This window comes from Aurantivibrio infirmus (assembly GCF_054767315.1).
Map to the genome: position 1 here is coordinate 25,439 of NZ_BAAFSK010000004.1, position 26,888 is coordinate 52,326.

A 26,888-nucleotide genomic window follows, 5' to 3' on the forward strand; every position below is an offset into this window, starting at 1 on the left:
TTGCAGCTTGGCGCTTGATGATTTCCTGCTTGCGACTCTGTATTATCCAACTCCCAAACAGGATTAAAACTATGGCAAATTTGACACATATCGACGAACAAGGCCACGCCCATATGGTCGATGTTGGTAGCAAAGCTGATACGGAGAGACAGGCCACCGCACAAGCGCTCGTCACAATGCTGCCAAATACATTGCGCCTAATCGTTGATGGGGGGCACAAGAAGGGAGACGTACTCGCCGTTGCGCGCATAGCGGGTATTCAAGCGGCAAAAAAATGTTCCGATTTGATCCCGCTTTGTCATCCCTTAATGCTCACATCCATAAAAGTAGAGCTCACCCCCAACACCGATGACAATACCGTACTCATTGAAGCGACGTGTAAACTTCGTGGCAAAACCGGCGTAGAGATGGAAGCTCTGAGCGCAGCATCCGTCGCAGCACTAACGATTTATGATATGTGTAAAAGTGTTGATAAGGGGATGGTAATTGGCGAGATAAAATTATTGGAAAAAACCGGCGGAAAATCTGGAAATTGGACAAGTAAATAACGACCTTCCGAATAAGCGATTCAAAATCATGAGCATCACAATTTTATATTTTGCGCGAATAAAAGAAGCGCTAGAAATCGATAGAGAAGAACTAGATTTCGAAAAAGACATTTCGACGATCCAGCAGCTAGTATCGTTTCTCGGTCTGCGCGGTGAAAAATGGCAAACGACGTTGGCGGAAAAAAGTATTTTAGTGGCCGTCAATCACACCGTCGCAAACTTTTCTACCGCGCTTAACGACGATGACGAAATTGCATTTTACCCACCAGTAACGGGAGGGTAGTTATGATTAGAATCCAAGAAGAAGATTTTGATTTAGGTGATGAATACGCCGCACTAAAGAAAAACTCACGATCTCCGGGCGCGATAGTCACCTTCACCGGCTTAGTACGTGACCTTGACGGCAACGAAAAAATAACCGGAATGACGCTGGAATATTACCCAGGCATGACTGAGCAATCGCTGGCCGAAATCATTTCTGAAGCGAAACAACGCTGGCGCTTAGACCAGATAAAGGTTATTCACCGAGTTGGCAAACTAGCCGCTGACGATCAAATAGTTTTTGTCGGCGTGAGCAGCGCCCATCGCGAAGAAGCCTTCCTCGCTTGTCGCTTTATCATGGATTACTTGAAAACCCGCGCGCAGTTTTGGAAAAAAGAAACCACCACCTCAGGTGAACGATGGGTTGACGCTAAATCGTCGGATAGAGATTCCGCAGAAAAATGGAAGCAATGATTTATTTTTAGAGTGTCAATGCTCGTTTTTCTATTGGTTTAGCATAGCTATCAATTGCAACGCCTCTTTCGGCTTGAATAATCGCTTTATACAGGTTTTTGTATTCTGATTTTACTGCATCATTAAATAGCGGGTCCCTGCCCACCCTCACCTTTTCCGTTATTGCATCCCACTCATCATCAGAAATATTTTTATCGAGCAGTGGGTATACTAAGCGATTCTCTCGATTAATATGATCAACTTGCCGCGCAATAAATATTTTTGACGCTGCCACTAAATCCGCGACAGGAACAACCGTGTCGTTCGCGATAGATGTAAAAAGCTGCGCCGCGTTATGCGTCAGCTGCTCAAGTTTTTTATGTTCTGATTTAATCCCCCAAAGCTCATCGGAATGCTCTACTTGCTTAACAAGCAAAAGCTCGAAGACCAAATCTTCTATTGGATGATGAAATTTCTCGGGGTAGACCTGAACGTAATCGAATATATCTAGAATTGTTGACAGCTTAGCTTTGCCAGCTTGGTCCGCTTCATAGCAGGTCAATTCAGCTTCTAGGCAACGCAACAAGCGTAAAAAGTTATAGTGGTCGGCATTTAACTGTGACTGTGTTGGGTGCATCGTTCACCTCCGGTCAGTAGTTAATAGACACTACCATACCTTAGTTTGGATTCTATTGACCTGCTTCAATAGACTTCACAATTTGTCGATTTGTTGTTTAGTTGACAGATCAATGCAGAATAAAATTAAACATCACTTAGACTTTATAGCTCTTTATAGCAATATATATAGTGGTTTGTGTGCGAGCTGGAATGTAAAGAGCGGTAAATGATGAAAAAGACGCCGCTAAACTTGGCGGACCAAAAAATCCTTTGCCATACTGTTAAGCAAATAGACAAAATTTAACATGTGTAAGTTCGGTGGGCCAAAGCCATCGTCGGACCCAAAAATGACAAGCATTAAAAATCAAAGCAAAAATAAAAAAGAACTTAATTCAGCCGATCTTAGTTTCAAGCAATTTAAATTAGGTGCTTCGATTTTCTTTCTCGGGTTTGTATTGCTTTATTGCGCTAACGTTCTTATTGTTCCGTCCCTTAAACAAGAATTGATGGCTCTATTAAGCATCTCATTAATTGGTCTCGGTTTTTTATTGGCCGTTGTGGCGGAAGTGAGGTTTTTACTTTATCGAGGCATACAGTTTTTTACTGAGAAAAAATAATTTTAGCTTTCTCGCCAATCTTTTAAGGACTTCAAAGTATACACGTCAAAACGTATCGTTTTTCCTTTGATCTGATGGCTAGGTCTATGCGCCGACAAGAGTTCTGCATGCAATGGCCGCTTTACAACAACGCGATAAACCGCGGCTTGCAAAGCAAGCTCAAGCAACTCCGAAGAATCACCATCTGCGCCCACTAGCTGATGAAAAACCTGCATACCTTTTTTTACTTTTGCAGATTTACTTCTTTCTGGAAACATCGGATCGATATAAATCACATCCGGTTTTTCTGCGTTTAGCAAACGCAATGAATCTTTACTTTCCGCATTCGTTAATTCTATTCGCGACAGGATCTCGACGAGTTCAGCATCATTATTTAGTTCTGCATAATTTTTTGCTTTCGCTAAACCACTTTCCAACAAGCAATAGACTACCGAGTTTCTCTCAATAAACTTTACGCAACAGCCAAGACAAGCCAGACCGAAACCGTCTGATCCAAACCCTGCAGTAAGATCCCATACCTTAGGCTTTATTTTACTTTGGACACCGACTGCTTTCGCCAAGTCTGACTGAAAAGATTGCTGTCTTCGGCGAAAACCCAGCTTACCCTCTACAAAGTCGACCGAAACGTCCCCCATCGCCATATCGCTCAAATTGCGCAACACTACTCCGTTTTTTTTATAAACCAAAGCCAGAACACTAGATAAACCTTCACCCTCTCGATCCAGTTGAGGCTCATAACTGGAGGAAACGCAAGCCAATTTATGTGTCGACGCGAAAGCCTCTGCGATTGAAGCTTGTTCTGAGTCATCGCAAATCACCACTATGTCTTGCTTATTCAATTGATACTCTCTTGTTGGCTTTCATCGTCACGGACGAACTGAATTTTATTCACTGTGAAACTATTTTCAAAATTCTCACGTATTGAATGTGAACGTCTTATTCCATGCATCCCCCCCTGTTTGACCAAGAGAGGAAGCAAGTAAATTAATGTTGGGAACCCCGACAATTGTGAGCGTAAAGTTACCTTTTTATCTAATCCAATTTCAAGAACGCCACGTACAAGGAATTAATACCGGATACTAATTTTTCATTGGTACTACACGATTCGAGGGCCTACAAACTTTCTTTTGAAGATAAAACCTGATCCCCGAGAGAGATATATAGCACTAGGGGATCCAGCTATCGGTAAATAAAACATTTAATACAGGTAATAACTATGTCTAGCCTCACCACTGCATCAATAGAATCCAGTCAAAACTTTAACTCTGAATTTCCGGTTAAAAACCCGACTCATAAAGCCGACAAATCCTATCACCACGGCGATTTGAAGAAAACGCTAATTAGAACAGCGTGCCGTCGAATAGATGATGAAGGAACGGAAAAGCTGAGTCTTCGTGCTTTGGCTCGCGAGGCCGGAGTATCTCCTACCGCACCTTATCGCCACTTTTCCACCAAGAGTTCTTTGTTAGCGGCGATCGCAACAGAAGGATATTTAGAGTTATTAAACTACCTTGATAAATACATCGCTGAAAGCGGAGATGATATTATCGATCAAATTACTGCGGGGGCACGCGCTTATATCGATTTTGCTTTAGCGGAACCAACAAAGTTTAATCTAATGTTTGGCGGCGTCGTTGCGGATTTCAGTCCTTATGTCGATTTGCAGAACATTGCCAATACCACTTTCAATCGTTTTTTCTCTATCGTATTGCTAGCGCAAAAATCTGGGAAGATTGCGCCGGGGCCAATTGAAGAGATCAATGCCTATCTATGGTCGGGTATCCATGGCGCTGCCAGCTTACTAGTGAATAGAAAACAACAATCAAATGATAAAGAAACAACAAATGGACAAAAATCAATTCAATGCCTGCGTGAACAACTGGATAAAATAATAGAGCGGCTGGTTAATGGGTTATTGAAATAAAAGAGAAATTGTAGGCTTGCCCATGAAACAATTTCTCGGTGTTTGCGCGATGAGAAATAATTGAATTTTTCGAGAAGAGAATAGATTAAGCGTTTAGAAAAAAGTTATTTAGTGTTTTCGCGGTGAGAATTACTCAGCTCGGTCAATGGACTCATTAAAGGCTGCATTGCTTCGATCGAGATCAAGTCCTTGCAACTAAATACCTGCAATGAATTTCTATAATTACTCGTGCCGAAAACAACATACTCACCATCAAGTTCTAATTGATCCATGCAATCCGTTAAATCGACACGAAATTTCACCGTGTCATCAACCGTATGTGAGCCTTTCCAATCCTTCAGGACAGAAGCAGAATATCGATACCCTTGAATCGCCACATAAGGCTTGGTCTGGGACATCGCCTGATTCACAAGACTACGCACCCCTTCTATTTTCAGAGTAGAAACCCATTCAGCTTTATTAAAGCTTTCAGTAATCATCGCCTCATCTGGTTGCAATGCATCAGCCATAGAGAAGCTTGCGAAGAAAACGCCACTTACCACACTAAAAATAAGCTTATTTTTAAAATTCATGGGGCTTCCAGAAGGTCTCAGAAAATTAGCGTAATTGTGAAAGTTTTTATTATCAGCTACGTACGGCGACAAGAATACACCTTCAGCCTAAAAGCTCCAATACTACTTTTTCCTGTCGCCGATTCAATAAATAGCCGAGATTAATTTTGCGCTTCTGAGAGAAGTGACAAATTTTCCAGATTCAAAGTTTAATGCCAATAAAATCAGCAGGTTACAGCAACAGTCAATCTGCCAAACGAGCGAGCGCGGTACGAAGAGAATCGCTCGTTTGGTTTTGAGCCGTTAAAAATACGCTTAAAGCGGTAGAAGCTCCAACTCTACTCGCCGATTAATTTGTCTGCCCTCCGCCGTATTATTCGTTGCGATGGGGTAGCGAGGGCCATAACCAATAGCTTGTAGGCGACCGGCCTTAATTTTCTTATTAATTAAGTATGACCGTACACTCTCAGCACGCTGCTCACTTAAGGTCTGATTAAACTCCGCTGAGCCCGTCGAATCCGTATGCCCAGACACTTTTATCGCAGTCTTATCGAATTCGATGAGCACCAAAGATACGGAATCTAACACTGAGTAGAAATCACTTCTTATTTCATATTTCGATGTCGCAAAGGTAATATTTCCGGGCATTATCAGCTGTATCGTATCGCCCTCACGCTTTACCTGCACGCCACTGCCACGTAACTTTTCCCGTAATGCCGCTTCCTGACGATCCATGTAGTAACCAACCCCACCTCCGATAGCGCCCCCTACAACAGCGCCAGTAGCCGCTCCTTTCTTTCTATCTTTGTCGCTGGCAGACGCCGCGCCAACGACGGCACCTGCTACGGCGCCCACTACAGCCCCGGTCGTCGTATTACTGGTTTTACTCTCACCCGTATATGGGTCTACCGTTGTACACGCTGCGAATGAGATTACCGCCAACATTAAAAATATTATTTTCATTCAAATTACCTCACGTTTTACGAATGATGATTAAAATTGATTTTTCATTGATACTTTTGCTATCAGTATTTTTACTTACCATAACCCCCTATTCACCTAGGTCTTACGACATAAAAACTAAGACCCCTACTAAACAAACCGCCGTGACCTACGGCTAAATTAATTCATCTCTAGCCCTAACATTAGATATTGAGTTTACGCCCTCTTTATACTTTCGTTTTTGCGACACCTTGATTCACATCTGAGCCTAGCGTAGCCTTCATAGCCTATTTTTACCCAATCTACATTCTCGGAGTGTGATCGCCATCAACTGTTCTATGAAATTGTTTTTCTCGAAAGCTTTTTGTTCTCGCGCTGCCTCGATATTACTTTGCGCTTTGATTAGCTGCGGATGTGGTCAATATAAAGTGAGTCTAAATAACCAAGAATTATACCGACCTCCGCAAATCGCTAAGATCACTCAAGTGGCAGATATCAATTTAAAAAACTGTATTGAACAGACCTTAGCTGACAATAAAGTGACAGAGTTACATCAACTTGAAAGGCTTAGCTGCACATACGCTGGAATCGAATCGCTCAACGGACTGCAGCAACTTTCAGGACTAAAAGAACTGAACATCAGCGATAACGATTTACAGGATATATTAGCAATATTTGATTTAGAGAATCTGACAACACTCCATCTTCGCAACAATCCAAAACTTAAGTGCTCTCAACTAAGGTTATTACGCGGTAACAGCAAGAACATAATCTCAATAAGTCCGCCAGGGCATTGTGAAGAGAATTAGCTTAGGTTTTATCAATTAGAAATTTTAACAACAAGAAAAATCAGTGTTAGCGGAACAATTAGTTGGCGGGATGAGTTAGAAATAACACTTAAAAGAAATAACGTGACATATGAAGCATGTTCTTAGCAAAACTTAGATCTCAGGCAAACATTAAGCCTACTAAGTTTTTATGTTGATGCATCACCTTCATCGATACGGGGTCTTCGTTAATTGCGCCAACCATGCGCTTAAACTTAACGCTCACCACTGTGCCGACTGGCGGGTTTGGTTGATTATCAACTTTAACCGATGCCCCACCGTCTGAAATATCCTGAGTAAAACCAACAATAGTTCCAAATGCAGGATGAGTAATTTCCACTCGTATTGAAGTAGATGTTCTTTCAAAGCGCCGACGTTCGTCCAAAAGTAAATCTCCCGAGAAGATGAAATTGTGGCCCACGAACACGGGTGATCGTTAAAATCATCCAAATCTTTAGGCTTAATTTTAATTAAAGCCTATAAAACCACAATTGTCCTGCGAATTACAGCGTCAAAATGTGGTCGCCGAGCTTTTAGATAGGATCTACGTCAAAGTTTTGAACATTAGTTTCAAGTAATAGGCTCTTATAAAAACTAAGCGTCGAAGTTCAGACCTAAGCGCTTTCCTACTAATTCATATGATTCCACGACATTACCCAAATTCTGTCGAAACCGGTCTTTATCCAGTTTTTCACGAGTATCTTGATCCCAGAGTCGGCAGCCGTCAGGAGTGAATTCATCACCCAAATATACTTTGCCATTGCTAACACCAAACTCCAATTTGTAATCCACTAACAGCATATTACCTTCGAGAAACAATGCCTTCAGGATGTCATTAACTTTAAAGCTAAGCTCTTTCATGATGTCCACGTACTCGGCCTTGGACCAACCAAAAGATTCTATGTGGTATTCGTTAATCATGGGATCACCAAGATCATCGTTTTTTAGGAAAAACTCAAAAGTGGGTGGATTCAGATCGATCCCCTCTTCTATCCCCAAGCGTCGACACATAGAACCGGCAGCGATATTTCTAATCACACATTCAACCGGGATCATATCGAGTTTTTTCACAACAGATTCGTCATCTGACAATAGTTTTTCAAAATGCGTTGGAATTCCACCAGCCTCAAGCTTCTCCATGATAAAGGCATTGAATTTGTTATTTACCATGCCCTTACGGTCAAGCTGTTCTATTTTTTTGCCGTCAAAGGCTGAGGTATCATTGCGAAAATGCAAGATTAATAGTTCTTCATTATCGGTCAAATAAACAGATTTCGCTTTACCAGAATATAGTTCTTTGCCTTTTTTCCATTTCACACCTTTAGTCATTCTCAAATAAAATTAATAAGACATCAGCACCGTAACAACGATACCGATTCACTCAATAAACACATTAAAATTTTAGAAATTGGAATCTTCTGTAGAAGATAATTTCTCAAATACGCCAGTAGAATCCAACTGAAAGCGACGTAATCGCCATCAGATTAGATTTCGACGTATGATCCCCAATAGATATCGTGCGTCTCTTGGGGGTAGGGCCAGTCCATAGGGGTCGCGTATTGTTACCTCAATAACACTGTTTGTTTCACTTAAAACTACCAAGTAACCCGGCAATTTTTTCAATCGTTCCTGGGATTTGTCAAAAACGATCGGCGGAAATAGCGCTCTATTTGAAGGCGTATCATCAAGACCCATATGTGACAAAATATCCGCCAGCAAGAAAGTTTCGTCTTCACCGCCATCAAATAACCTTCCGAAAAAACCCTTCTCACCCTCAGGCTCTTTGTAATTTACATAATAAATATCGCTACTACTATCATGCTCAAAAGTTACAAATCCTTCTTGTTGCAGAGCATAACTCAAAGTCGCCCGACTACGATTGGCGTCCAAGTCCATCCGCAATTTTGGCTCGCTATTGACCGTTACGATAGAAATCTTACGATCGCCACCGATCGTTTGCGCTAACAACGACGCAGAACCCGCGCCCACTTCATCAGCCAAACTTGCTGATAATTCTTGGATCATCCACGATTCACGTTCTTTATCAGCAGATAATTTTGGCCATTCAACACTCTCGGGAATATCATCGTTACGGCTCATGGAAACATGTACCACATGTATTTCCGTACTATCCGGCTGCACGCCTTGCTCTATTTTTAGCAAATACTTATGGCGTGTGCTTTCATCACTTTGGAATTGCAGCCATACCGTTTCTATTAAACCTTTCTGCGCATCGGTCATCGCAACAGATAAATTATTACTGTTTAAAAAGTAACGTGCTCTCGGCCATACTTCGCTGGGAGAAATATTCACATAAATCCAACTTTCTTCACCTAGCTTTTGAATCTTAACTTTTTCAGAATAAACACCTGACGAAAGTGATTGCGGGCGAGGCACAACAAACTCTTCTGGATACTCGATATCTCTATTACTGTATTCAGGGACAACATAGAGCTGACCTAACGCACTAGCATCAAGATCATCGCTAACTTTCGTTGGCGGAATACTTCCGCTTTTTAAATAATCGTTGCCGCGATCACGAAAATATCCTTCTTTGCCAAAAAGCATGCCGCAACCGCTGATCTGCAACACCGCAGCCAACACGAACAGGACCATGAAAAATTTTCGAACACTTTTTAAATTGGAAATCATTAATATCAACTTTTTGTTTTTATGAAATAGCGTTTTCAACAAGGCTTTCTAACTCGATCCCCGCGCGACTTAAAGCGGCTAGCATGGATTCGTGAAATTGAGGAGCAAGCTCCGTCAACGGCAAACGAATTCCCGACTGAATCAGGCCCATCTGCATAAGCGCCCATTTTACGGGTATCGGGTTCGACTCCAAAAATAGCGCTTTGTTTAAATCAGCGAGCAAATCATTTTTTTTCCTCGCCGCCGTCGCATCGCCTGCTAAGCCAATTCGACAGACCTCTGCAACTTGTGCGGGAGCCACATTAGCAGTAACACTAATATTCCCTTTCGCCCCAGCCAGAATGAGCTCTAGGGCTGTTCCGTCATCGCCCGAAAGCACAATAAAATCGTCGGGCTTCTTCTGGATAATTTCACTCCCACGAGCAAGATCACCGGTCGCCTCTTTGATGCCGATAATGTTATCAACCTTCGCTAAACGCAATACGGTCTCAGGCAACATATCTACCGCGGTTCTACCTGGCACGTTGTAGAGCACTTGTGGGATCGCTACGGCCTCACCTATTTGCTTGAAATGCCTATATAAACCTTCTTGAGTCGGCTTGTTGTAATAGGGCGTTACTAATAAACAAGCGTCCGCACCGGCGTTTTTCGCACTCTCGGTCAATTCTATGGCTTCGCTCGTGGAATTCGCCCCTGTTCCCGCGACGACGGGTATCTTGCCATTCACGTGATCCACAACAGCCTTGATCACGGATGTGTGCTCGGCGACACTCAAAGTCGCTGATTCCCCCGTAGTTCCCACCGCGACTATCGCATTGGTACCCTGCTGAAGATGCCAATCAAGCAACTTATGTAGTGCATCCCAATCCAGTTCATTCGTGGCCGTCATTGGTGTGACGAGGGCGACAATACTACCGCTTAACATGTGCTTCTCCATTGGCTAGAAAGGTTCCAGCTCGGAATCTAAAAAGGTGGCAATCTTACTGACGCTGGGGTTTAGAAACAAGGGATTGCACCTAACATGATGCTGAATTGGGTGAGAAATTATGCGACTGAAGAACCACTCGTAAAACGGCTGACCAAGGCATGAGATCTACGATCAAATTACCGCCGGCGTCGCGATTTACGCTTGGGAATGTTGTAAACGTCCGCCTCGCCAGGTGGACGAGTTTTAAAGCGACGATGGACCCATAGGTACTGTTCGGGTTGACGATTAATACACGCTTCAACATGAGCATTTAATCGGGTGGCATCAGCAATGTCGTCGCCGGAAGGATAGTTCTCCAGTGGCGCCATTGCCTCAATCTCATAGCCTGAGTCATCGTCTTTACGAACACAAAACATCGGCACGACTTTTACCTTGGCCATCGCCGCCAATCGCGCCATCGCGACAACGGTTGCGGTCGGGATTCCATAAAAGGGAGCGAAGACACTGTGGCTAGCACCATAATCTTGATCCGGCAGGTAGGAAATACAGCGGCCATTTTTAAGCGAGCGAACCATGCCCCGCACATCCCCCGCTGCCAAGGCGGTAAAAGAAGGGTTTTGCCTAGCGCGGCGCCGAGCCTGAACGAAATCATAAACAGGATTACGGTGCGGCCGATAGGTGAGATCGGTAGAATGAATGAGATTGTTCATACAGATCCCAAGCATCTCCAGCGGCGTAAAATGTAAGGCCAACAAAAGAACACCTTGCCCATTATCGATATATTGCCGAATATTTTCTAAACCCTTCACTTCAAACAATTTCATTAAGCGGCGATTCGACCCAAACCAAGCCATGCCGGTTTCGAAAAGCCCGATTGCCGTTGCCTGAAAGTTTTTCTTAACTAACTCTTCGCGCTCAGCTTCAGAAAGTGATGGAAAACAAAGCTCAATATTTTTCCGAGCAATTAGGCGTCGCCGATGTGCAAATCGAAACATAATTCGACCTAAAATACGGCCAAAGAAAAATTGCAGCTTCATCGGTAACTGCGCAACCAACCACCAAAGTGCGAACAAAATCCAGGTTAGCCAATAACGAGGATGCAGCATTCGCTTAGAAAACTGTGCTTTAGATTTTGTATCCAAGTAAGAACCGTCGCCTGAATTGATTTAATTTTTTAAGCAAGAAATTGTCTTGAAATGTGAAATCGTTTTTAAAACCAGCTCATTTAAAACAAATGAGGCTAATATTACGATGTGCTTGCAGAATCTTTATAAGTCCATAACTCGTCACCAAACAACCAATGATCTTCGGCGTGTTTTGTAGCGCGGAATTCTTTTTCTAATTTTAATAAATGTGCCCATAAAGATAGCTTCGCAATTTTATAAAGGCGCTTATCAACGTCTGCATAAGCAAAAGCCATCAATGTGTCTAAATTCGAATTGGGCGAAAGTTGCAAAGACTCAACAACTTTATCTTCTCGTCGTAACCGATGAGCAACCAGGTCGTCGACGACTTGATAAGCCTCATTCATTAAGTGCCCATGTGCGGGGGCGATCAATTCTACATCGTATTGTTTTATCAATTGCAGCGATGCAATGTAATCCAACATATCACCACTGGGTGGGATGATGACCACCGTCGCTCCTTGCATTATGTGGTCACCAACAAACATCATTTTTTCTTCTGGCAAGCAAAAACAAAAATGATTGCCCACGTGTCCCGGGGTAAAAACACCTTCTAATGAATATTCTTGGGTGACTATTGCGTCGCCATGCTGCAACTGTTTGTCTGGTTTAAATGTGGAGTCTTGATGACCGTCATCTTCCAATACTGCACCAACTAAGGTGGCCCCAGTTGCTTGGGCGATGGGTAAAGCGGCGGGAGAATGATCGGGATGTGTGTGAGTGACGGCAATAGTTTTTATTCTGCCAGCGCCGGCTTCTAAAATAGCTTGGATGTGACTATCGATCTTTGGACCGGGATCTACAACGGTTATGTCCTGCTGGCCGATCAAATAAGTATTCGTACCTGGCCCCGTCATTGGACCACTATTGGGTGCGGTGATTCTGGTCACAAGATTGCTCAAGCGAACCGGAACCCCCGGAGAAATATCCTTTTCTACAATGCTGGTATGAAGATCAGCCACGTGAACTAAAAGTCTGCGTCAACTAACGGACTGGTGTCCGCTTCATAATCAACACCGTTCAAACCGAAACCAAACAAACGCAAAAACTCTGAGCGATAACCCGCAGTGTCTGAAATTTGTTGTACGTTTTCGGTGTTTACTTGCGCCCAAATATCTTCAACTTTAGATTGCACAGCTGGATCTAATTCTTTTTCATCCATACGAAAACGATTGTGATCGTCTAAGCGTGGAGTATCTGTATATAAACCTTCGGTATACAAACGATAAAGTTGCTCGATTGTTCCTTCGTGAGTACCGTTTTCTTTCATCACTTTAAACAAGATTGAAAGATATAAAGGCATGATGGGAATCGCTGAGCTTGCTTGACTCATAATTGCCTTTAAAACAGCAACATTCGCTTGGCCACCAATTGACGCAATTTGTTTATTGACTTCAACCACTGCGCGATCTAAATCCTCTTTGGCCTTGCCGATCGCGGCATTACCATAAATTGGCCAAGTGATTTTATCGCCAATATATGAAAGCGCGATCGTTTTACAATTGGGAGCCAACAAGTCGGCTTTAGAAAGTTCGTTGATCCACAATTCCCAATCTTCCCCACCCATTACTTTTACGGTACCGGCAATTTCTTCTTCAGTAGCAGGGTCGATGGTAATCTCACCCACTTCCAACTTATCGGTATTTAAATTTTTCTGCGTGACGCTAGCGCCAATTGGCTTTAAGAAACTGGAATACGTTTCGCCCGTATCAGGATCAGTACGCCTTGGTGAGGCGAGACTATAAACCACCAAATCAACGGCGCCCATTTTTGCTTTTAAAGCATCGATGGTCTGTTTTTTCACTTCATGACTAAAGGCATCACCGTTAATACTGGCGGCATAAAGGCCGTCTTGTTTCGCAAATTTTTCAAAAGCTGCCGCATTGTAGAATCCAGCAGTTCCTGTTTTTGTCTCAGTCGGAGGCCTTTCGAAAAAAATTCCGAATGTATCCGCACCGCAACCATAAGCAGCGGTGATTCTCGCCGCCAAACCAAAACCCGTTGACGAGCCGATGACCAATACCTTTTTGGGGCCGCCGCTAACAGCAGGGAGGGATTTTATATAGTCAATTTGCTCTTTAACATTTGCAGCGCATCCTTGGGGATGAGCATTGGTACAAATAAACCCACGGTATTTAGGTTTAATAATCATTTAATCACCTTGTTTACAAATCTAGTTCAACGTTAACGGAGGAATATGCCATTCTCTGTGCTTAATGGGTCATCTATGCAAACCATCGGGTAACGCTAAGCGAAGGAATCTGGCCGATCGACGTGTCCCTAATTCATCGACCGTGCATTATACCCATAACTTAACACTTGTCGCATAGTAGGCGTATTTCGAACGTTATTTGCCCAACCTGTCATCTTTTCTAGCAAATCAGTACACTACCGCCTTGAAGATAGTTTCAACGCGGAAATACTCCATGTTAAAAAAAATCCAAGCTTTTTTTGAATCACAAATAAACCCACAACAAGACGAACCCTTGTCCCAAGATCAACGGCAGCTCGCCTGTGCAGCTTTACTCATTGAAGTAGCGACCGTAGACCAAAACTTTGACGACGCGGAATTAGTGGTACTAAAAGAGCATTTGAAAAGCACCTTTGAATTAGATAAAGAGCAATTGGCAACACTCACCGAACTGGCGCAGACTGAAGCAGGCCAAGCGACGTCGTTATTCGAGTTCACTCAGCTCATAAACCAACATTGCAATACCGAAGAGAAATACAACCTCTTATTAAGCATGTGGGCGATCGCCTACGCCGATGGGGATATTGATAAATATGAAGAAAATTTGATACGCAGAGTGTCGGAATTAATTTATATTTCACACAGTGAATTTATCCGGGCAAAAATATCAGCTCGCGATCAAAGAAAGTAGAAAAGTTAAACCCGATTAACAGGCTGAAATTTTTTATCGCTAATCAAGCAAGGATTCTAAAGCCGCGACTAGTTCATCAACGACAACATCCGGAAGCAGCAATAATAAATCGCAGTTAAAGGGTCGATGCTCTAAGTGGTAATTGATTTCAATCGATACGACTTTGTTCCACCCTGCAATATCATCCAATTTAATCTCGCCCAAGGGTACGCGCAAAGACAATATATCGGGCTGATAGAATTCACATTCGGTTTCCATCATTTCCGCAAGGTGATTCAAACACGTCTTATTGATGGTTAGGGTTAATTCATTTAACAGTGCGGCGGCGTCTTCATCGCTTTCCGCAGGTCGTCCAACCGATTTCGCTAGGTCTTCAAAGCTCGCATCGGAAATCACCACCAATGCGTAGCCGCCGTGTTCACCCATAGAAAAAAACTGCACCGCACTAGATACGCTCGGCTCTCCCTCTAAACTTGTTAGGGCTTCGGCAATTTCCTTGGGTTGGATGTAACGAATTTTAGGGATCGACAAATTGACAAAAACTTTGGCAAAATCCGCCAAAGATTCGCCTGCCGCACCCATGGCAATGTTACACACTTCTTGCAGACAGTCCCGATGTTCTTCGCTAAAAGGTAGTGGCGAACTCATTAGATTAATCCATATTGTTGCAAAACTTTTTCTAATTTTTCTTTACTTATCGGCTTCTTAATAAACTCCAAAGCACCGAATTTCATCACCCGCTCTCGCGCCTCCGGCTGAATATCGCCAGATATAACGATGACGACACTTTTTAGCTGCTCTTCTTTAATCGCTTTCAGTACGTCATAACCGTCCATCTCTGGCATGGTAAGGTCGAGAAATACCATCTCACCCTTACCTTGGCGAATGGCTTCTATTCCCTCTTTACCATTAGTCGCGAACTCAATCACCACGTCCCAGTCCTCAGGTAAAGAACGTGCAACCTGCTTGCGAGCCATACTGGAGTCATCACAAATAAGTAAAGGTATAGACATGAACTTCCGAATTTCCTTAGGGATTTATTTCAGTATAGACAGCGATTTCAGCTTCGCAGGAATTTCCACAAAATCCTCGAAAATTTGCATAAGGCTCAAAAACGAACAATTTAACGCGACTCAGAACCTTGCTATAGGCCCATATATAGATGGGGTTTCAGGCTACCTGCTCCTCTGAGCTGATTACAAAGCTCTAGCCAAGGTCTGAGGGAAAGAGCCCAAGCAAGAATATTCTCGGTCCCAAAATACTAAAAATCGTTAATTTTTTGACGATCAATAACTACCTGGCCTGCATTCCAGATATCGGTTATCTATATCATCATTCAGGTTTTCCTCCCACAGCCTTAAAAAACCGATCTTAACGATATTTATCAGCAATCCATCTCTACACCGGCGATGATTCAGTTTGATATTTATATTTTTCCGGTACACTAACGCCCTACAAATATTCATGGCAAAAGCCAAAATCAGGCGATTAAACTAGCGCGTGTATTGATAGCTGAAAATCGCCAGATAGATTCAACAAGGACTCAAGATGCTCACCATTTACCACAATCCGCGATGCTCTAAATCGCGGCAAACGCTCCAAATAATCGAGGACAAGGGACTCGACGTGAAAGTAGTTGAATACTTAAAGGCCCCTCCAACAAAAAAAGAACTAAGCGAGATAATTCAAAAATTGGGTATCACTCCCCGCCAACTTTTAAGGAAGGGTGAAGAGGCCTATAAGTCCATGGGCCTTGACGACCCAAAAATTTCAGACAGCAAAATAATTAGCCATATGCTCGATGAACCAAAATTGATTGAAAGACCGATTGTCGTTAAGGGTGCCAAAGCTATTCTTGGCCGCCCACCTGAAAATGTTTTGGATATTATTTAATGAATCAACCTTATGTTCTTGTTCTCTATTACAGCAGACATGGTGCAACCAAAGAGCTAGCGATGCAGATTGCTCGTGGCGTCGAACAAATTGATGGTATCGAAGCAAAAGTTCGTACCGTACCCGCGGTTTCGACCGTGACCGAAGCGAGCGAAGCGTCGATCCCCGAAGACGGAGCAATTTATTGCACCGAGGAAGAATTAAAAAATTGCGCTGGATTAGTTCTTGGCAGTCCAACGCGCTTTGGCAATATGGCGGCGCCGATGAAGTATTTTATCGATTCCACGAGTAGTATTTGGTTAAGCGGGAACCTAATAAATAAGCCCGGCGCGGTTTTTACTTCCACCTCTAGTTTGCATGGCGGACAAGAATCGACACTGCTATCCATGATGCTTCCGCTCATTCATCAAGGCATGCTCATCGTTGGCGTGCCTTACAGCGAAAATGGATTAAACACAACAACGAGTGGTGGCAGCCCCTACGGCGCATCTCACTGGGCTGGCAATTCGAATAAAAACTTAAGCGCCGAAGAACAAACGATTAGCCAAACATTAGGTAAACGAGTTGCAGAACTTGCACTCAAATTAATGCGCTAACTCAGCAGCCGATAAAAATAGCTTGTTGGAGTGTAACGAGCACCGTCAAACTTTTAATTCAATCGATTCACATCAAAAAACAGTATGGAAAATATCATCAACACTACAAACGTCAACGAGAATGAAATCGCGCACGAAGTACAGCCAAACGTCCTTCCCCAACCGGCTAAATTAATCTATAGCCGAACGTTGACTTGGCTGGCGTATATAGCACTGGTGGCTTTATTTACTTCAATAAATGTAACAAGAGATAACGGCTCTATTGCCCGCTGGTTGATTCAATGTCTACCACTATTGATTTTTTTACCGGGTTTAATTAAGCAATCTCATCGAGCTCATAGCTGGGTTTGCTTCCTAACAGTTTTTTATTTTATCCCTGGTGTCACCAACACAATGTCTCCGACGGGAACCTGGGCTGATATTGTATTGCTTGCCTCATCCTGTATTTTGTTTATCGGCGCGGCATTCACCAGCCGCTGGTTACAGTACTGGCAGCATGAAAACTTTCTTCATCGCTCAAACAAATCCTCACTCGAAAAAACCACCAATAGTTAAAAAACTCTGGGAAATAGAATGAACAGCCAAACTTCAGCAGGGCCTATCAGAAAAATATTCTCATTTATCGGCGGCACTATAAATTGGTTTCGAATAGTCGTAATCAATCTAGTTTTTTTAATGATCCTAATTTTGATTATTAGCGCGCTAACTGGCGGAGGCTTAGAACCCATTCCCGATAAAGCGCCATTGCGTTTACAAATATCCGGCATGCTTGTTGATCAACGTGGTTACGTTGATCCGCTCGGCGAAGTGCTTTCATCCGTACAAGGCGGCACTTCTGAAACCGTCGTTCGAGAAGTGATTCAAGCCATTGATGCTGGCGCAAAAGATGACCGAGTGAGTGCTCTGATCCTCGATTTGCAGTTTTTTGGTGGCGGCGGCATTAGTAAACTTGAAGAAATTGGCGAAGCGTTACTTGAGTTCAAAACAACCGGTAAAGAAGTTATTGCCACTAGTGATTTATATTTACAAAACCAGTATTACCTCGCCAGCTATGCAGACCGAGTCTATTTGAACCCTATGGGTTCGGTACTTTTATTGGGTTATGGAAGCTATCGAAATTATTACAAAGAAGCCCTCGACAAGCTTGATGTCAACATGCATATTTTTCGTGTCGGTGAATTTAAAGATGCCGTCGAACCTTATACACGAAACGATATGTCGGACGAATCGCGGGAACACAACAGCCAGTGGATCAATCAATTATGGGGAATTTACACTAGCCGAGTCGAAACACAGCGGCAGCTACCTACCGACGCGATAAACGATTACATCAACAACTACGGCAATCATTTGGCAAACGTTAACGGTGACGCTGCCCAACTCGCGCTAAGCAGTCGACTGGTTGATAAATTAGCGACCCGCGATGACATACGAAAAGAGTTTATCGAGGAGTTTGGCCAAGACAAGAAAGGTAGTTACTTGGCTATCGATTATAAAAACTATATCGCCCACCTAAATTTAAAACCCTCTCTCGCAAAAAATAAGATCGGCTTAATCGTTGCCCGCGGCACGATTTACGATGGCAAACAACAGCCGGGCAATATTGGCAGTGAAACCTTATCGCTGTTAATTAGGCAAGCCCGCGAAAAAAATGTCGATGCACTAGTTCTACGAATCGATAGCGGCGGTGGTAGCGCTTTTGCATCTGAAATTATTCGCAATGAAATTACTGCAATGCAAAACGCTAACATTCCCGTCGTCGTTTCCATGGGAAGCGTCGCCGCATCCGGCGGTTACTGGATCGCAGCAAACGCAGATGAAATATGGGCAACACCAACAACGCTTACTGGTTCGATCGGGGTTTTTTCTATGATCCCAACGCTTGAAAACTCCCTCGATAAATTAGGTGTGAGCACTGATGGAATTGGTACCACCGAATTATCAAACGCAATGCGAATTGACATGCCTTTATCTGATGCAACTGCGCAAGTCTTGCAGCAAAACGCAGATTTTATTTATTCTCGATTTATTGGTCTGGTTGCCGAAGGTAGAGGAAAGGACCCAGCTGCTGTCGATAACATTGCGCAAGGTCGCGTATGGAGTGGAATTAGTGCGCAGGAATTTGGTTTAGTGGATAAGCTCGGTTATCTAGACGACGCTATCGAGGCGGCGGCAAACAAAATAAATTCTGAGGACTATAGTGTCGAACTCATTGAACAAACACTATCCCCCTTCGAACAGTTCGTTCAGCAACTAAGTTTTAACGTAAAAACAAGTATTGTGGCTAGCATCGTAGAGCGAATGTTAGGTTCTCATTCGTTTGACTCAGCGAATAGTGGAATCGATAGCGACTGGCTTAGCGTAAATAATTTTTCTGCGCTCAATACCAATTCTGCACTCAATCCTCGCTGGCAAATGGCGGAAGATTTCTTACGCTTAATTCAAGCCAGCCGGAATAGTTTGGACGTGTACGCACATTGTCTGCAATGCATATCTCCGTAAAAAAAGAGTGTTTTAAAAACTTTAGAAAAAAACATTTTTTAAAAGGTTTTAGAAAAAATGAGGGCGAAACACCGAGGAGGAGCAACAGTTCGTGACAACTTTAACCTGCGCACCCCTAAGAAAATGATTTAATGTCGCCTCGACAAGGGATGAGTCGCAGGGGCAGTGTGGAAAAACAGGGAAAATGTGTATAAATATAGTTACTTACCAACAATTTTTGTAACTCAATAGCCTAACACTTCTTTCACAAAAGGGATTGTCAATTTACGCTGTTCTCGTAACGACAACTCGTCCAAGCTATCCAGTATATAGAACAAATCATTCGTATCTCGTGGTGCTCGATTTAAAATAAATTGAGCAACTTCTTCTTGCATATCCATACCACGAGATTTAGCGCGCATTTGTAGTGCAGCGGATTTATCTGCGTCATCAAGCTCTTCAAGGTGATAAATCACTGACCAAGCCAAGCGCGATTTCAAATCTTCCAAACGCATTGGCAATTTATTTGGGTTTGCAACAGAAGAAAAAATAATTCGTTTTCCCGCATCCCGCATACGATTAAAAAAATCAAACAGCGCTTTTTCCCAGGCGGAATGACCAACCACTGCGTCAACACTATCCACGCAAACTAAATCTTGCGCTTCCAAACCTTCGAATATTGAATCGGGAGCGTAGCCGGCAAGGTCCTTTAAAGGTAAATATTGCGCATATATACCCCGCTCGTGGGCATCATGACAAGCCGCTTGTAGTAGATGAGTCAGGCCGCAACCCGCCGCTCCCCACAAATAAATTATCTGCTCACCAGAGTCTGATAATTGCGCCTTCAGAATATTCACTATTTCACTATTTTTACTTCCCTCTCGACAATAAAAATTTCTGTAGGTCGCCTCATCGCGCAGCGAAATACCCAAGACAAGTTGTTTAGGGGAGGAATAATGTGTCGGCATAAATAGTGGATTCGAATTTTCTACTGATTGTAAGTGTTATTGGCCGCAGTGCTTGAATACCTGCGGCCGTTGAAGCTTTGTGACAAAGTTTTTTTTGAAGAACCGCTAACGAAGAACGTAACGCAATGGATTTTCTTGGCTTCCCGCAGGATATACATTTTGTGATAAAGATTCGCTCGGCGTTAAGTGTTGCTCCAAATTTAAAGCATTTATTAGCGAAGATACGTCACCCTCAACTGTCAAATTCATGCGCACGCTATTGCCACTAACACCCACTAAGTCCGTACGCCGAATAACGGCTAAATTTTCCAAATATTTCATCATCGTAGCGTAACCCGCAAAATCTCCCACATCATCAACCTGTATTGCAACTAAATTTCCTGCGCCACCATCAAGAATAACACTGTATCGCTGTGCAAATTGCTCAGCGATGTTATCCATGCCTTCCGCAACAACGTCATTTATTTCTGTGCCAATACTGTCAAAAACAAAACTTCGACCTTCGTAATAAAGAGTCCAACTTGCTCGCCATTGCTCTTGTGATGTTTGATTTAGTCGCCCTACCACAATGCTATCCGATTGGTAGCGCTCGGAGGCTTTTTTAATCGCATCAACATCGCCACGCCATAATTGAGAAGTCGACAACGCCGCGCGATCTTCAAGATCTAACAAAGGAAAGGTTAAATTGGGCAGCCCGCGCCGCCGCGCTGAATCTCGAGCCGCCACTATGGCTTCCGGAAAATTACCGGCATCAACCAAAGTTCTACCCTGAGCGTTATCTACGACTATCCACAAAACGCTGGTTGGACGATTCGCGGGCCAAAGCGGTAACTGATTGTTTCGCAGAAATCGCTGGATTGCCTCCCCAGCAAAATCTAAGACGAGACGCTGGGCGGGCACTTCTCGATCGTCAACCATTAAAGTTTCGTCCGTAGGGTCGTAGCGATACCCTGCAACATAGCGAGAGGCGCTGGAGGTCAAGGTTTGAATAACCGCAGGGTTTTCAAGAATGCGTTTTTTCCCAGAGGCCCGCACAAACACCTCGGCAAGCCCATCGATAGTGGCGTTATTTCGCTCCCGATCACTTTGCGATTGCACCAAAGTTTGCGATTGATACAGATTGGCAACTGGCTCTGCTTGGACCACACCTACAGCAAGTGCGCTGACGTATACGCTTAGCAACAGCTTGAAGCAAAGCGATGGAGAAAATAATTTAAAGTAACGTCTCAAAACAACCTCAAAATGAGTCTAACAACGGGCCCCAGAGTGTATAAACTTTTTGCCCGCAAAGCGACTGGCCAAATCATGAATATTGTGACGATGGTACCGAGAACGCAGGAATTAAATAGCAAGCGCAAGAATAAATAATGGCGAGTGCGACACAGGGCAAAAGAAGCTGGTAAAATGCCCGGCTTTTACAGCCAGCACCTTCCAACCAGACGATGTGGAGAAATACGCAGATGGCCGACGGCCCCGAGACCCCAGTCAAGCAAAACACCAGAGAATCGCTCAGCTACAAAGACGCGGGAGTCGATATTGATGCGGGAAACGCCTTAGTTGATCGAATCAAATCCGTCGCCAAACGAACCTCTCGACCCGGCGTACTCGGCGGACTCGGTGGCTTTGGTGGCTTATTCCAACTCCCTAGTGGCTATAAAGAACCGGTTTTAGTATCGGGCACCGATGGCGTCGGCACCAAGTTGCGCCTCGCGATTGAATCAGGCAAACACGACACCATCGGCATCGATCTTGTGGCGATGTGCGTTAACGACATTATCGTCACCGGGGCCGAGCCACTTTACTTCCTTGATTACTATGCGACCGGCAAATTAGATGTCGATGTCGCCAGCGATGTCGTCACCGGCATAGGCACCGGCTGCGAACAATCTGCCTGCGCCTTAATCGGCGGCGAAACTGCAGAAATGCCGGGCATGTATCAAGCGGGTGATTATGATCTCGGTGGCTTCGCCGTCGGTATCGTCGAGAAAAGCGAAATCATTGATGGCTCCAAAGTAGGTGCCGGCGATGTACTTATTGCCTTGGCTTCGAGCGGGCCACATTCAAATGGCTACTCACTCATTCGAAAAGTTATCGAAAAGAACAAAGTCGACATTAACGAATCGCTCGGCGGTAAACCGTTAATCGATCACCTACTCGCCCCCACCAAAATTTACGTCAAATCAATTCTTAGCCTAATGAAGCAGTGTCCGATACACGCGCTTTCTCATATAACCGGCGGTGGATTACTAGAAAATATTCCCAGAGTATTACCTGAAAATACCAGCGCGGTGATTGATTCCAGCACCTGGACATTGCCACCGGTATTTAGCTGGCTGCAGGAGCAAGGCAATATTCAAGAAGCCGAAATGTACCGGACCTTTAATTGCGGAATCGGTATGGTGTTGGTGATACCGGCAGACCAACAAGAGATTGCGTTAAAACATTTACAACAAGCGGGCGAAACGGCTTTTGTTATTGGCGAAATCGCAGCGTCTGCGCCCGGCGACGACCCGGTAATTATCAAATAATAATTAACCTTGTTTAAGCTTAATTTTTCAAAAACTTTTTCACTCCGTTTCGGGAAGGTAAGCTAAAAAGCTAGCTGAAGTCTTCGATGCAAATTTAATTGCATCAATTAACATGCATGTCTAGGTATCGAGTTTATGTCTGTAAAATGCAGCAAAGTGCTGGTGCTAATTTCCGGAAGTGGAACCAATTTACAAGCACTGATTGACGCTCAGCTAAATGACAATTTACCCATAGAAATTTGCGCGGTAATAAGTAATCGCCCCGACGTCAAAGGTCTTGAGCGTGCAGAAAAAGCCCATATAGCGACGCAAGTTGTCGACCATAAAGAATTTTCATCACGCCTCGAATTTGATACCGCGATGATGAAAACCATTGACCAATACCAACCCGATCTCGTCGTGCTCGCAGGCTTTATGCGCATTCTCACCCCGGAATTTGTTCAGCACTACTTAGGCAAAATGCTAAATATTCATCCTTCATTGCTACCCAAATACCCTGGCTTACATACTCATCAGCGAGCAATTGATGCCGGCGATAGTGAGCATGGAGTCACGGTACATTTCGTTACCGAAGAACTCGACGGCGGCCCCGCTATCATTCAAGCCAAAATAGCGGTATTAAAAGATGATGACGCAGATTCCTTAGCGAAACGTGTACAGCAGCAAGAACACCGGATCTATCCCCTTGCTGTGCAGTGGTTTGCAGAAAAACGGATAAAACTGGTTAATAATTCTTGTCACTTAGATGGTGAACTTTTGCCCGAATGCGGCTATCTAATCGACCAGACACAAGAATAGATAATAGTTGTAACACCCGCTTAACGACTAGGGATAAAAATAAGGGAAGTATTCACTATGAGCTTTTACAGCACAAAACAAGGAAAGCGCGTGAGCAAAAAATACTTCTTTTTTAGCGCCATTCTGTTTTGTATTTATTCGACGCTAAGTGTTTCCGCATTGGCTGACCAGCCAAAGAATTTCGAGGCGATTTACAAAGCGAAAATAAATGGTATTTCCATCACTGCGACGCGGAAACTCGAAACCCTAGAAAACGGCAATCAAAAACTCACCTTTATTGCCGATAGCTGGATCGGTGACATCATTGAAACCAGCGAATTTCAATGGAATCAAGATGTTCGAGTAATTCCCGAAACTTACACCTACAACCGAACCGGTCTAGGGCGCAACCGAGAAGCTATACTTAAATTCAATTGGGAAAATAACCAGGTCATCAACAATGTTGAACGCAAACCCTGGAAAATGGATGTCCCAGACTTGGCACTCGACAAAGTTAGCTACCAATTGCAGATTCGTTCAGACTTAATCAACAAAATTCCGCTCTCAACTTACAATATCGCCGACGGCGGTCGACTTAAGCAATATGATTTTGAAGTATTAGGTGAAGAAGAGTTGGAGACCCGCGCAGGAAAATTTACCGCTGTTCGAGTAAAACGCATCCGCGAAGAAAGCGAAGATAGACAAACCATTTTTTGGTTAGCGAAAGATTGGGACTACTTAGTGATTCGAGTACAACAACAAGAAGAAGACGGCGCAAGCTACGAAATTGATTTGCGCGAAGCGACATTAGATGGTGAAAAAGTTAAAGGGCATTAAAAAATTAAGGGACGCCCAAAAAATAGATTACTGCAGTTTTGTTTTCTTTTCTCCGCAACGCGAACAACGATACACAGTCACCAACTTGCCCTGCTTAACATCAAACTGCTTCGCCTTATCAACCTCCCACTTATGAAAACCATCCCGACAAAGACTCTTGCCTTTAAATTTCTCAGATAGTTTTTCATTGGGCTTTTTGAATTCAATGACATCACCCATAACGTCGATCCAATGTTCTCAATTAAGTATTGACGTAAAACTTTAAAGTAAGAAATCACCTTGTTTGGCTTGAATTTGCGCTGTAGTAGCAAGGTGGCACGGAGCCGCTATGGCGCAAACCAGAGTCAACCAAACTGTTTCTCTAGGTTTGAGGGAGAGTCACGCCTCTCTGCCCCTGATACTTCCCACCGCGATCTTTATAAGACGTTTCACACACCTCATCAGATTCAAAAAATAACATTTGCGCAACACCTTCGTTGGCATAAATCTTTGCCGGCAAAGGTGTGGTGTTGGAAAATTCTAAAGTTACATGCCCTTCCCACTCTGGTTCTAATGGCGTCACGTTGACGATGATACCGCAGCGAGCATAAGTGGATTTACCGAGACAAACCGTTAACACGTTGCGTGGAATTCGAAAGTATTCAACCGTGCGCGCTAAGGCAAAAGAGTTGGGAGGAATAATACAAACGTCACTTTTAACGTCGACAAAACTTTTTTCATCAAAATTTTTGGGGTCAACAATGGTCGAATGAACGTTGGTGAAAATTTTAAACTCGTCGGCGCAACGTACGTCGTAGCCATAGCTTGAAGTACCATAGGAAATTAAACGCTCTTCATTTTCGCCATAGCGCACTTGGCCTGCTTCAAAGGGTTCTATCATGGCATTCTCTTGCGCCATACGACGCAGCCAGCTGTCGGACTTAATACTCATACCGTCTCCAAAAAGTCGCCGAGTAAAAACTCGGCGAGGGGATTTTAATTCGCAAATTTTCTATTGAATTGTGCAATTGATTGATTTGATCGATAGCGCGGAATGATACGGAGTTTTTAATGCTCTGTAACCACTTGAGCCAGTACGACCCAAAAACTAATCGTCACTTACCTCAAAACTGGGTACTGGCACTTGCGTTCGGTTCACGTGCCAGAGCAAGGCCCCGACCCCGCGAGCGATTGAGCGATAAGTCTGGCTGATAGAGGAGTCCGGGTCAGCAACCACCGAAGGTTTGCCGCCGTCAGCATTTTCGCGAATACTCAAGTCCAGCGGCAAAGCTCCCAATAAGGACGTTTGATACTGCTTGGCAATTGCGGCACCACCGCCCTCACCAAAAATATGCTCCTCATGTCCGCAATTGCTACATGTGTGTATTGCCATGTTCTCTACTATTCCCAAAACCGGCACATTCACCTTGCGGAACATCTCGATACCTTTCTTTGCATCCAAAAGCGCTATGTCTTGGGGGGTGGTGACAATCACCGCCCCGGTAACGGGAACACTTTGCGAAAGAGTCAATTGAATATCCCCTGTTCCTGGTGGCATATCGATCACTAAATAGTCCAAATCTCCCCAATCAGTTTGATTAACAAGCTGCTGGAATGCGCTGCTGACCATAGGCCCGCGCCAAACCATAGGAGTCTTCTCGGTCACCAAGTAGCCCATCGAATTGGACTTTAAGCCATGAGCCTCGATCGGCACCATGAACTGATTATTAATAATTTGTGGTTCTTTTTTACCCACTCCCAACATTTGCGGTTGGCTCGGGCCATAGATGTCCGCGTCGAGAATCCCTACCCTCGCGCCCTCCGCCGTTAACGCTAAGGCGAGATTAACCGCCGTTGTCGACTTTCCGACGCCACCTTTGCCGGAGGCGACGGCAATAATGTTTTTCACTCGACATATAGCATCGCCTTTGGCCGCAGGAGAACTTGGAATGATGGCTTGAACCCTGGCAACTACTTTCTCAACACCCGGAACAGCGGACAAGGCCTGCTCAATTTCTTTCTCCAGCGCCTGACGAATTCCAGCCACCGGATAGCCCAAAACCACCGATACTGAGACATCGCCACCTTGGATATCAACATTTTCGATGGCCCCTAAAGACATCAAATCTTGGTGTAAAACGGGGTCGTTAATTTTAGCGAGGGATTGTTCAATGGTGGACAGCACCGGCATAGCCATAAATAAACCTTTGAGTAACAAATTAGCGGGGTTTTTGGGTTCGGTATTATCCGACTATTTTACTAGGTCATGCAATGCAAATAGGCCCTGACTAACTGATTACTATGCAAAAAAATGCTATAGTTGCCGGCCTTTTTTGCGAGTCACTAAATAATTCGCGGGGTTGAATTTAGGGGATATGATAATGCCGGGTGGCAGCATAAGATTGAGGCGGCCCTGCTAGGGAAGAAAAGTAGAAAAACTTG

32 protein-coding genes are annotated in these 26,888 nt (G+C 43.9%); 14 read left to right on the plus strand and 18 right to left on the minus strand.

The window, feature by feature from the left end:
• Positions 1-71 precede the first annotated feature (71 nt).
• The 3 genes from moaC to moaE are packed head-to-tail and all read left to right on the plus strand — an operon-like array spanning position 72 to position 1,283.
• Positions 72-548: a cyclic pyranopterin monophosphate synthase MoaC gene (moaC, locus tag ACYUCY_RS09550; protein ID WP_460226256.1), complete on the plus strand. Its 477-nt coding sequence runs from the start codon at positions 72-74 to the stop codon at positions 546-548.
• 28 nt (positions 549-576) lie between these two features.
• Complete coding sequence (moaD, locus tag ACYUCY_RS09555; protein ID WP_460226257.1) at positions 577-831, plus strand: molybdopterin converting factor subunit 1; 255 nt, start codon at positions 577-579, stop codon at positions 829-831.
• Between the two features lie 2 nt (positions 832-833).
• Positions 834-1,283 (plus strand): molybdopterin synthase catalytic subunit MoaE, encoded by a 450-nt coding sequence (gene moaE / locus ACYUCY_RS09560; protein WP_460226258.1) that lies wholly within the window; start codon positions 834-836, stop codon positions 1,281-1,283.
• Between the two features lie 7 nt (positions 1,284-1,290).
• Here the strand turns inward: moaE and ACYUCY_RS09565 are convergent, their stop codons facing one another.
• Positions 1,291-1,899 (minus strand): hemerythrin domain-containing protein, encoded by a 609-nt coding sequence (locus ACYUCY_RS09565; protein WP_460226259.1) that lies wholly within the window; start codon positions 1,897-1,899, stop codon positions 1,291-1,293.
• Positions 1,900-2,227: 328 nt separating this feature from the next.
• Here ACYUCY_RS09565 and ACYUCY_RS09570 point away from each other — a divergent pair, with 328 nt between their 5' ends.
• On the plus strand, positions 2,228-2,497 hold the full coding sequence (locus ACYUCY_RS09570) for a hypothetical protein (RefSeq protein WP_460226260.1): 270 nt from the start codon (positions 2,228-2,230) through the stop codon (positions 2,495-2,497).
• A gap of 2 nt (positions 2,498-2,499) precedes the next feature.
• On the opposite strand, the gene ACYUCY_RS09575 is transcribed toward ACYUCY_RS09570, so the two are convergent.
• Positions 2,500-3,336, minus strand: a complete 837-nt coding sequence (locus ACYUCY_RS09575) for a class I SAM-dependent methyltransferase (protein WP_460226261.1) — start codon at positions 3,334-3,336, stop codon at positions 2,500-2,502.
• 377 nt (positions 3,337-3,713) lie between these two features.
• On the opposite strand from ACYUCY_RS09575, the gene ACYUCY_RS09580 reads away from it, so the two are divergent.
• Entirely contained in the window at positions 3,714-4,421 is a 708-nt protein-coding gene (locus ACYUCY_RS09580; protein WP_460226262.1) for a TetR/AcrR family transcriptional regulator, read from the plus strand.
• Between the two features lie 104 nt (positions 4,422-4,525).
• Here the strand turns inward: ACYUCY_RS09580 and ACYUCY_RS09585 are convergent, their stop codons facing one another.
• Entirely contained in the window at positions 4,526-4,993 is a 468-nt protein-coding gene (locus tag ACYUCY_RS09585) for a hypothetical protein (RefSeq protein ID WP_460226263.1), read from the minus strand.
• A gap of 294 nt (positions 4,994-5,287) precedes the next feature.
• Positions 5,288-5,935: an OmpA family protein gene (locus ACYUCY_RS09590; RefSeq protein ID WP_460226264.1), complete on the minus strand. Its 648-nt coding sequence runs from the start codon at positions 5,933-5,935 to the stop codon at positions 5,288-5,290.
• A gap of 407 nt (positions 5,936-6,342) precedes the next feature.
• Here ACYUCY_RS09590 and ACYUCY_RS09595 point away from each other — a divergent pair, with 407 nt between their 5' ends.
• The gene (locus ACYUCY_RS09595; RefSeq protein WP_460226265.1) at positions 6,343-6,723 is read left to right on the plus strand and encodes a hypothetical protein; all 381 of its coding nucleotides are present in this window, start codon (positions 6,343-6,345) and stop codon (positions 6,721-6,723) included.
• 139 nt (positions 6,724-6,862) lie between these two features.
• Here ACYUCY_RS09595 and ACYUCY_RS09600 read toward each other — a convergent pair whose 3' ends face one another.
• The 7 genes from ACYUCY_RS09600 to fabV all read right to left on the minus strand — a co-directional run bounded on the left by ACYUCY_RS09600 (position 6,863) and on the right by fabV (position 13,657).
• The gene (locus ACYUCY_RS09600; RefSeq protein ID WP_460226266.1) at positions 6,863-7,126 is read right to left on the minus strand and encodes a PilZ domain-containing protein; all 264 of its coding nucleotides are present in this window, start codon (positions 7,124-7,126) and stop codon (positions 6,863-6,865) included.
• A gap of 209 nt (positions 7,127-7,335) precedes the next feature.
• A complete protein-coding gene (purC, locus tag ACYUCY_RS09605; protein WP_460226267.1) occupies positions 7,336-8,058 on the minus strand; it encodes a phosphoribosylaminoimidazolesuccinocarboxamide synthase in 723 nt (240 codons plus the stop codon).
• 162 nt (positions 8,059-8,220) lie between these two features.
• Complete coding sequence (bamC, locus tag ACYUCY_RS09610) at positions 8,221-9,357, minus strand: outer membrane protein assembly factor BamC (protein ID WP_460226268.1); 1,137 nt, start codon at positions 9,355-9,357, stop codon at positions 8,221-8,223.
• Positions 9,358-9,412: 55 nt separating this feature from the next.
• A complete protein-coding gene (gene dapA, locus ACYUCY_RS09615; RefSeq protein WP_460226269.1) occupies positions 9,413-10,318 on the minus strand; it encodes a 4-hydroxy-tetrahydrodipicolinate synthase in 906 nt (301 codons plus the stop codon).
• 179 nt (positions 10,319-10,497) lie between these two features.
• Positions 10,498-11,463 (minus strand): LpxL/LpxP family Kdo(2)-lipid IV(A) lauroyl/palmitoleoyl acyltransferase, encoded by a 966-nt coding sequence (lpxL, locus tag ACYUCY_RS09620; protein ID WP_460226270.1) that lies wholly within the window; start codon positions 11,461-11,463, stop codon positions 10,498-10,500.
• 104 nt (positions 11,464-11,567) lie between these two features.
• On the minus strand, positions 11,568-12,467 hold the full coding sequence (locus ACYUCY_RS09625; RefSeq protein ID WP_460226271.1) for an MBL fold metallo-hydrolase: 900 nt from the start codon (positions 12,465-12,467) through the stop codon (positions 11,568-11,570).
• Between the two features lie 5 nt (positions 12,468-12,472).
• Positions 12,473-13,657 (minus strand): enoyl-ACP reductase FabV, encoded by a 1,185-nt coding sequence (gene fabV / locus ACYUCY_RS09630; RefSeq protein ID WP_460226272.1) that lies wholly within the window; start codon positions 13,655-13,657, stop codon positions 12,473-12,475.
• A gap of 274 nt (positions 13,658-13,931) precedes the next feature.
• Here fabV and ACYUCY_RS09635 point away from each other — a divergent pair, with 274 nt between their 5' ends.
• Entirely contained in the window at positions 13,932-14,387 is a 456-nt protein-coding gene (locus tag ACYUCY_RS09635; RefSeq protein WP_460226273.1) for a tellurite resistance TerB family protein, read from the plus strand.
• A 39-nt stretch (positions 14,388-14,426) separates the two neighbouring features.
• On the opposite strand, the gene ACYUCY_RS09640 is transcribed toward ACYUCY_RS09635, so the two are convergent.
• Positions 14,427-15,035 (minus strand): hypothetical protein, encoded by a 609-nt coding sequence (locus ACYUCY_RS09640; protein ID WP_460226274.1) that lies wholly within the window; start codon positions 15,033-15,035, stop codon positions 14,427-14,429.
• Positions 15,035-15,400 (minus strand): response regulator, encoded by a 366-nt coding sequence (locus ACYUCY_RS09645; protein WP_460226275.1) that lies wholly within the window; start codon positions 15,398-15,400, stop codon positions 15,035-15,037. The genes ACYUCY_RS09640 and ACYUCY_RS09645 overlap by 1 nt, the downstream gene beginning before the upstream one ends.
• Before the next feature lie 535 nt (positions 15,401-15,935).
• Here ACYUCY_RS09645 and arsC point away from each other — a divergent pair.
• The 4 genes from arsC (at position 15,936) to sppA (ending at position 19,378) form a co-directional block, all read left to right on the plus strand.
• Positions 15,936-16,280, plus strand: a complete 345-nt coding sequence (gene arsC / locus ACYUCY_RS09650; protein WP_460226276.1) for an arsenate reductase (glutaredoxin) — start codon at positions 15,936-15,938, stop codon at positions 16,278-16,280.
• Complete coding sequence (gene wrbA, locus ACYUCY_RS09655) at positions 16,280-16,876, plus strand: NAD(P)H:quinone oxidoreductase (RefSeq protein WP_460226277.1); 597 nt, start codon at positions 16,280-16,282, stop codon at positions 16,874-16,876. Before arsC ends, wrbA begins: the two co-directional genes overlap by 1 nt.
• 84 nt (positions 16,877-16,960) lie before the next feature.
• Complete coding sequence (locus ACYUCY_RS09660) at positions 16,961-17,431, plus strand: DUF2069 domain-containing protein (RefSeq protein WP_460226278.1); 471 nt, start codon at positions 16,961-16,963, stop codon at positions 17,429-17,431.
• Between the two features lie 18 nt (positions 17,432-17,449).
• Positions 17,450-19,378 (plus strand): signal peptide peptidase SppA, encoded by a 1,929-nt coding sequence (gene sppA, locus ACYUCY_RS09665; protein WP_460226279.1) that lies wholly within the window; start codon positions 17,450-17,452, stop codon positions 19,376-19,378.
• Positions 19,379-19,602: 224 nt separating this feature from the next.
• Here the strand turns inward: sppA and hda are convergent, their stop codons facing one another.
• A complete protein-coding gene (gene hda / locus ACYUCY_RS09670) occupies positions 19,603-20,325 on the minus strand; it encodes a DnaA regulatory inactivator Hda (RefSeq protein WP_460226280.1) in 723 nt (240 codons plus the stop codon).
• A gap of 105 nt (positions 20,326-20,430) precedes the next feature.
• A complete protein-coding gene (locus ACYUCY_RS09675) occupies positions 20,431-21,555 on the minus strand; it encodes a DUF2066 domain-containing protein (protein WP_460226281.1) in 1,125 nt (374 codons plus the stop codon).
• Between the two features lie 230 nt (positions 21,556-21,785).
• Here ACYUCY_RS09675 and purM point away from each other — a divergent pair, with 230 nt between their 5' ends.
• The 3 genes from purM (at position 21,786) to ACYUCY_RS09690 (ending at position 24,467) form a co-directional block, all read left to right on the plus strand.
• On the plus strand, positions 21,786-22,853 hold the full coding sequence (gene purM, locus ACYUCY_RS09680; RefSeq protein ID WP_460226282.1) for a phosphoribosylformylglycinamidine cyclo-ligase: 1,068 nt from the start codon (positions 21,786-21,788) through the stop codon (positions 22,851-22,853).
• Between the two features lie 135 nt (positions 22,854-22,988).
• Positions 22,989-23,651 (plus strand): phosphoribosylglycinamide formyltransferase, encoded by a 663-nt coding sequence (purN, locus tag ACYUCY_RS09685; protein WP_460226283.1) that lies wholly within the window; start codon positions 22,989-22,991, stop codon positions 23,649-23,651.
• Between the two features lie 90 nt (positions 23,652-23,741).
• Entirely contained in the window at positions 23,742-24,467 is a 726-nt protein-coding gene (locus ACYUCY_RS09690) for a DUF3108 domain-containing protein (protein WP_460226284.1), read from the plus strand.
• A 27-nt stretch (positions 24,468-24,494) separates the two neighbouring features.
• Here ACYUCY_RS09690 and ACYUCY_RS09695 read toward each other — a convergent pair whose 3' ends face one another.
• From ACYUCY_RS09695 to apbC, 3 genes are all read right to left on the minus strand, one after another.
• Positions 24,495-24,686 (minus strand): hypothetical protein, encoded by a 192-nt coding sequence (locus ACYUCY_RS09695; RefSeq protein WP_460226285.1) that lies wholly within the window; start codon positions 24,684-24,686, stop codon positions 24,495-24,497.
• 142 nt (positions 24,687-24,828) lie between these two features.
• Complete coding sequence (gene dcd / locus ACYUCY_RS09700; RefSeq protein ID WP_460226286.1) at positions 24,829-25,398, minus strand: dCTP deaminase; 570 nt, start codon at positions 25,396-25,398, stop codon at positions 24,829-24,831.
• A 156-nt stretch (positions 25,399-25,554) separates the two neighbouring features.
• On the minus strand, positions 25,555-26,643 hold the full coding sequence (apbC, locus tag ACYUCY_RS09705) for an iron-sulfur cluster carrier protein ApbC (protein WP_460226287.1): 1,089 nt from the start codon (positions 26,641-26,643) through the stop codon (positions 25,555-25,557).
• Positions 26,644-26,888: the final 245 nt, after the last annotated feature.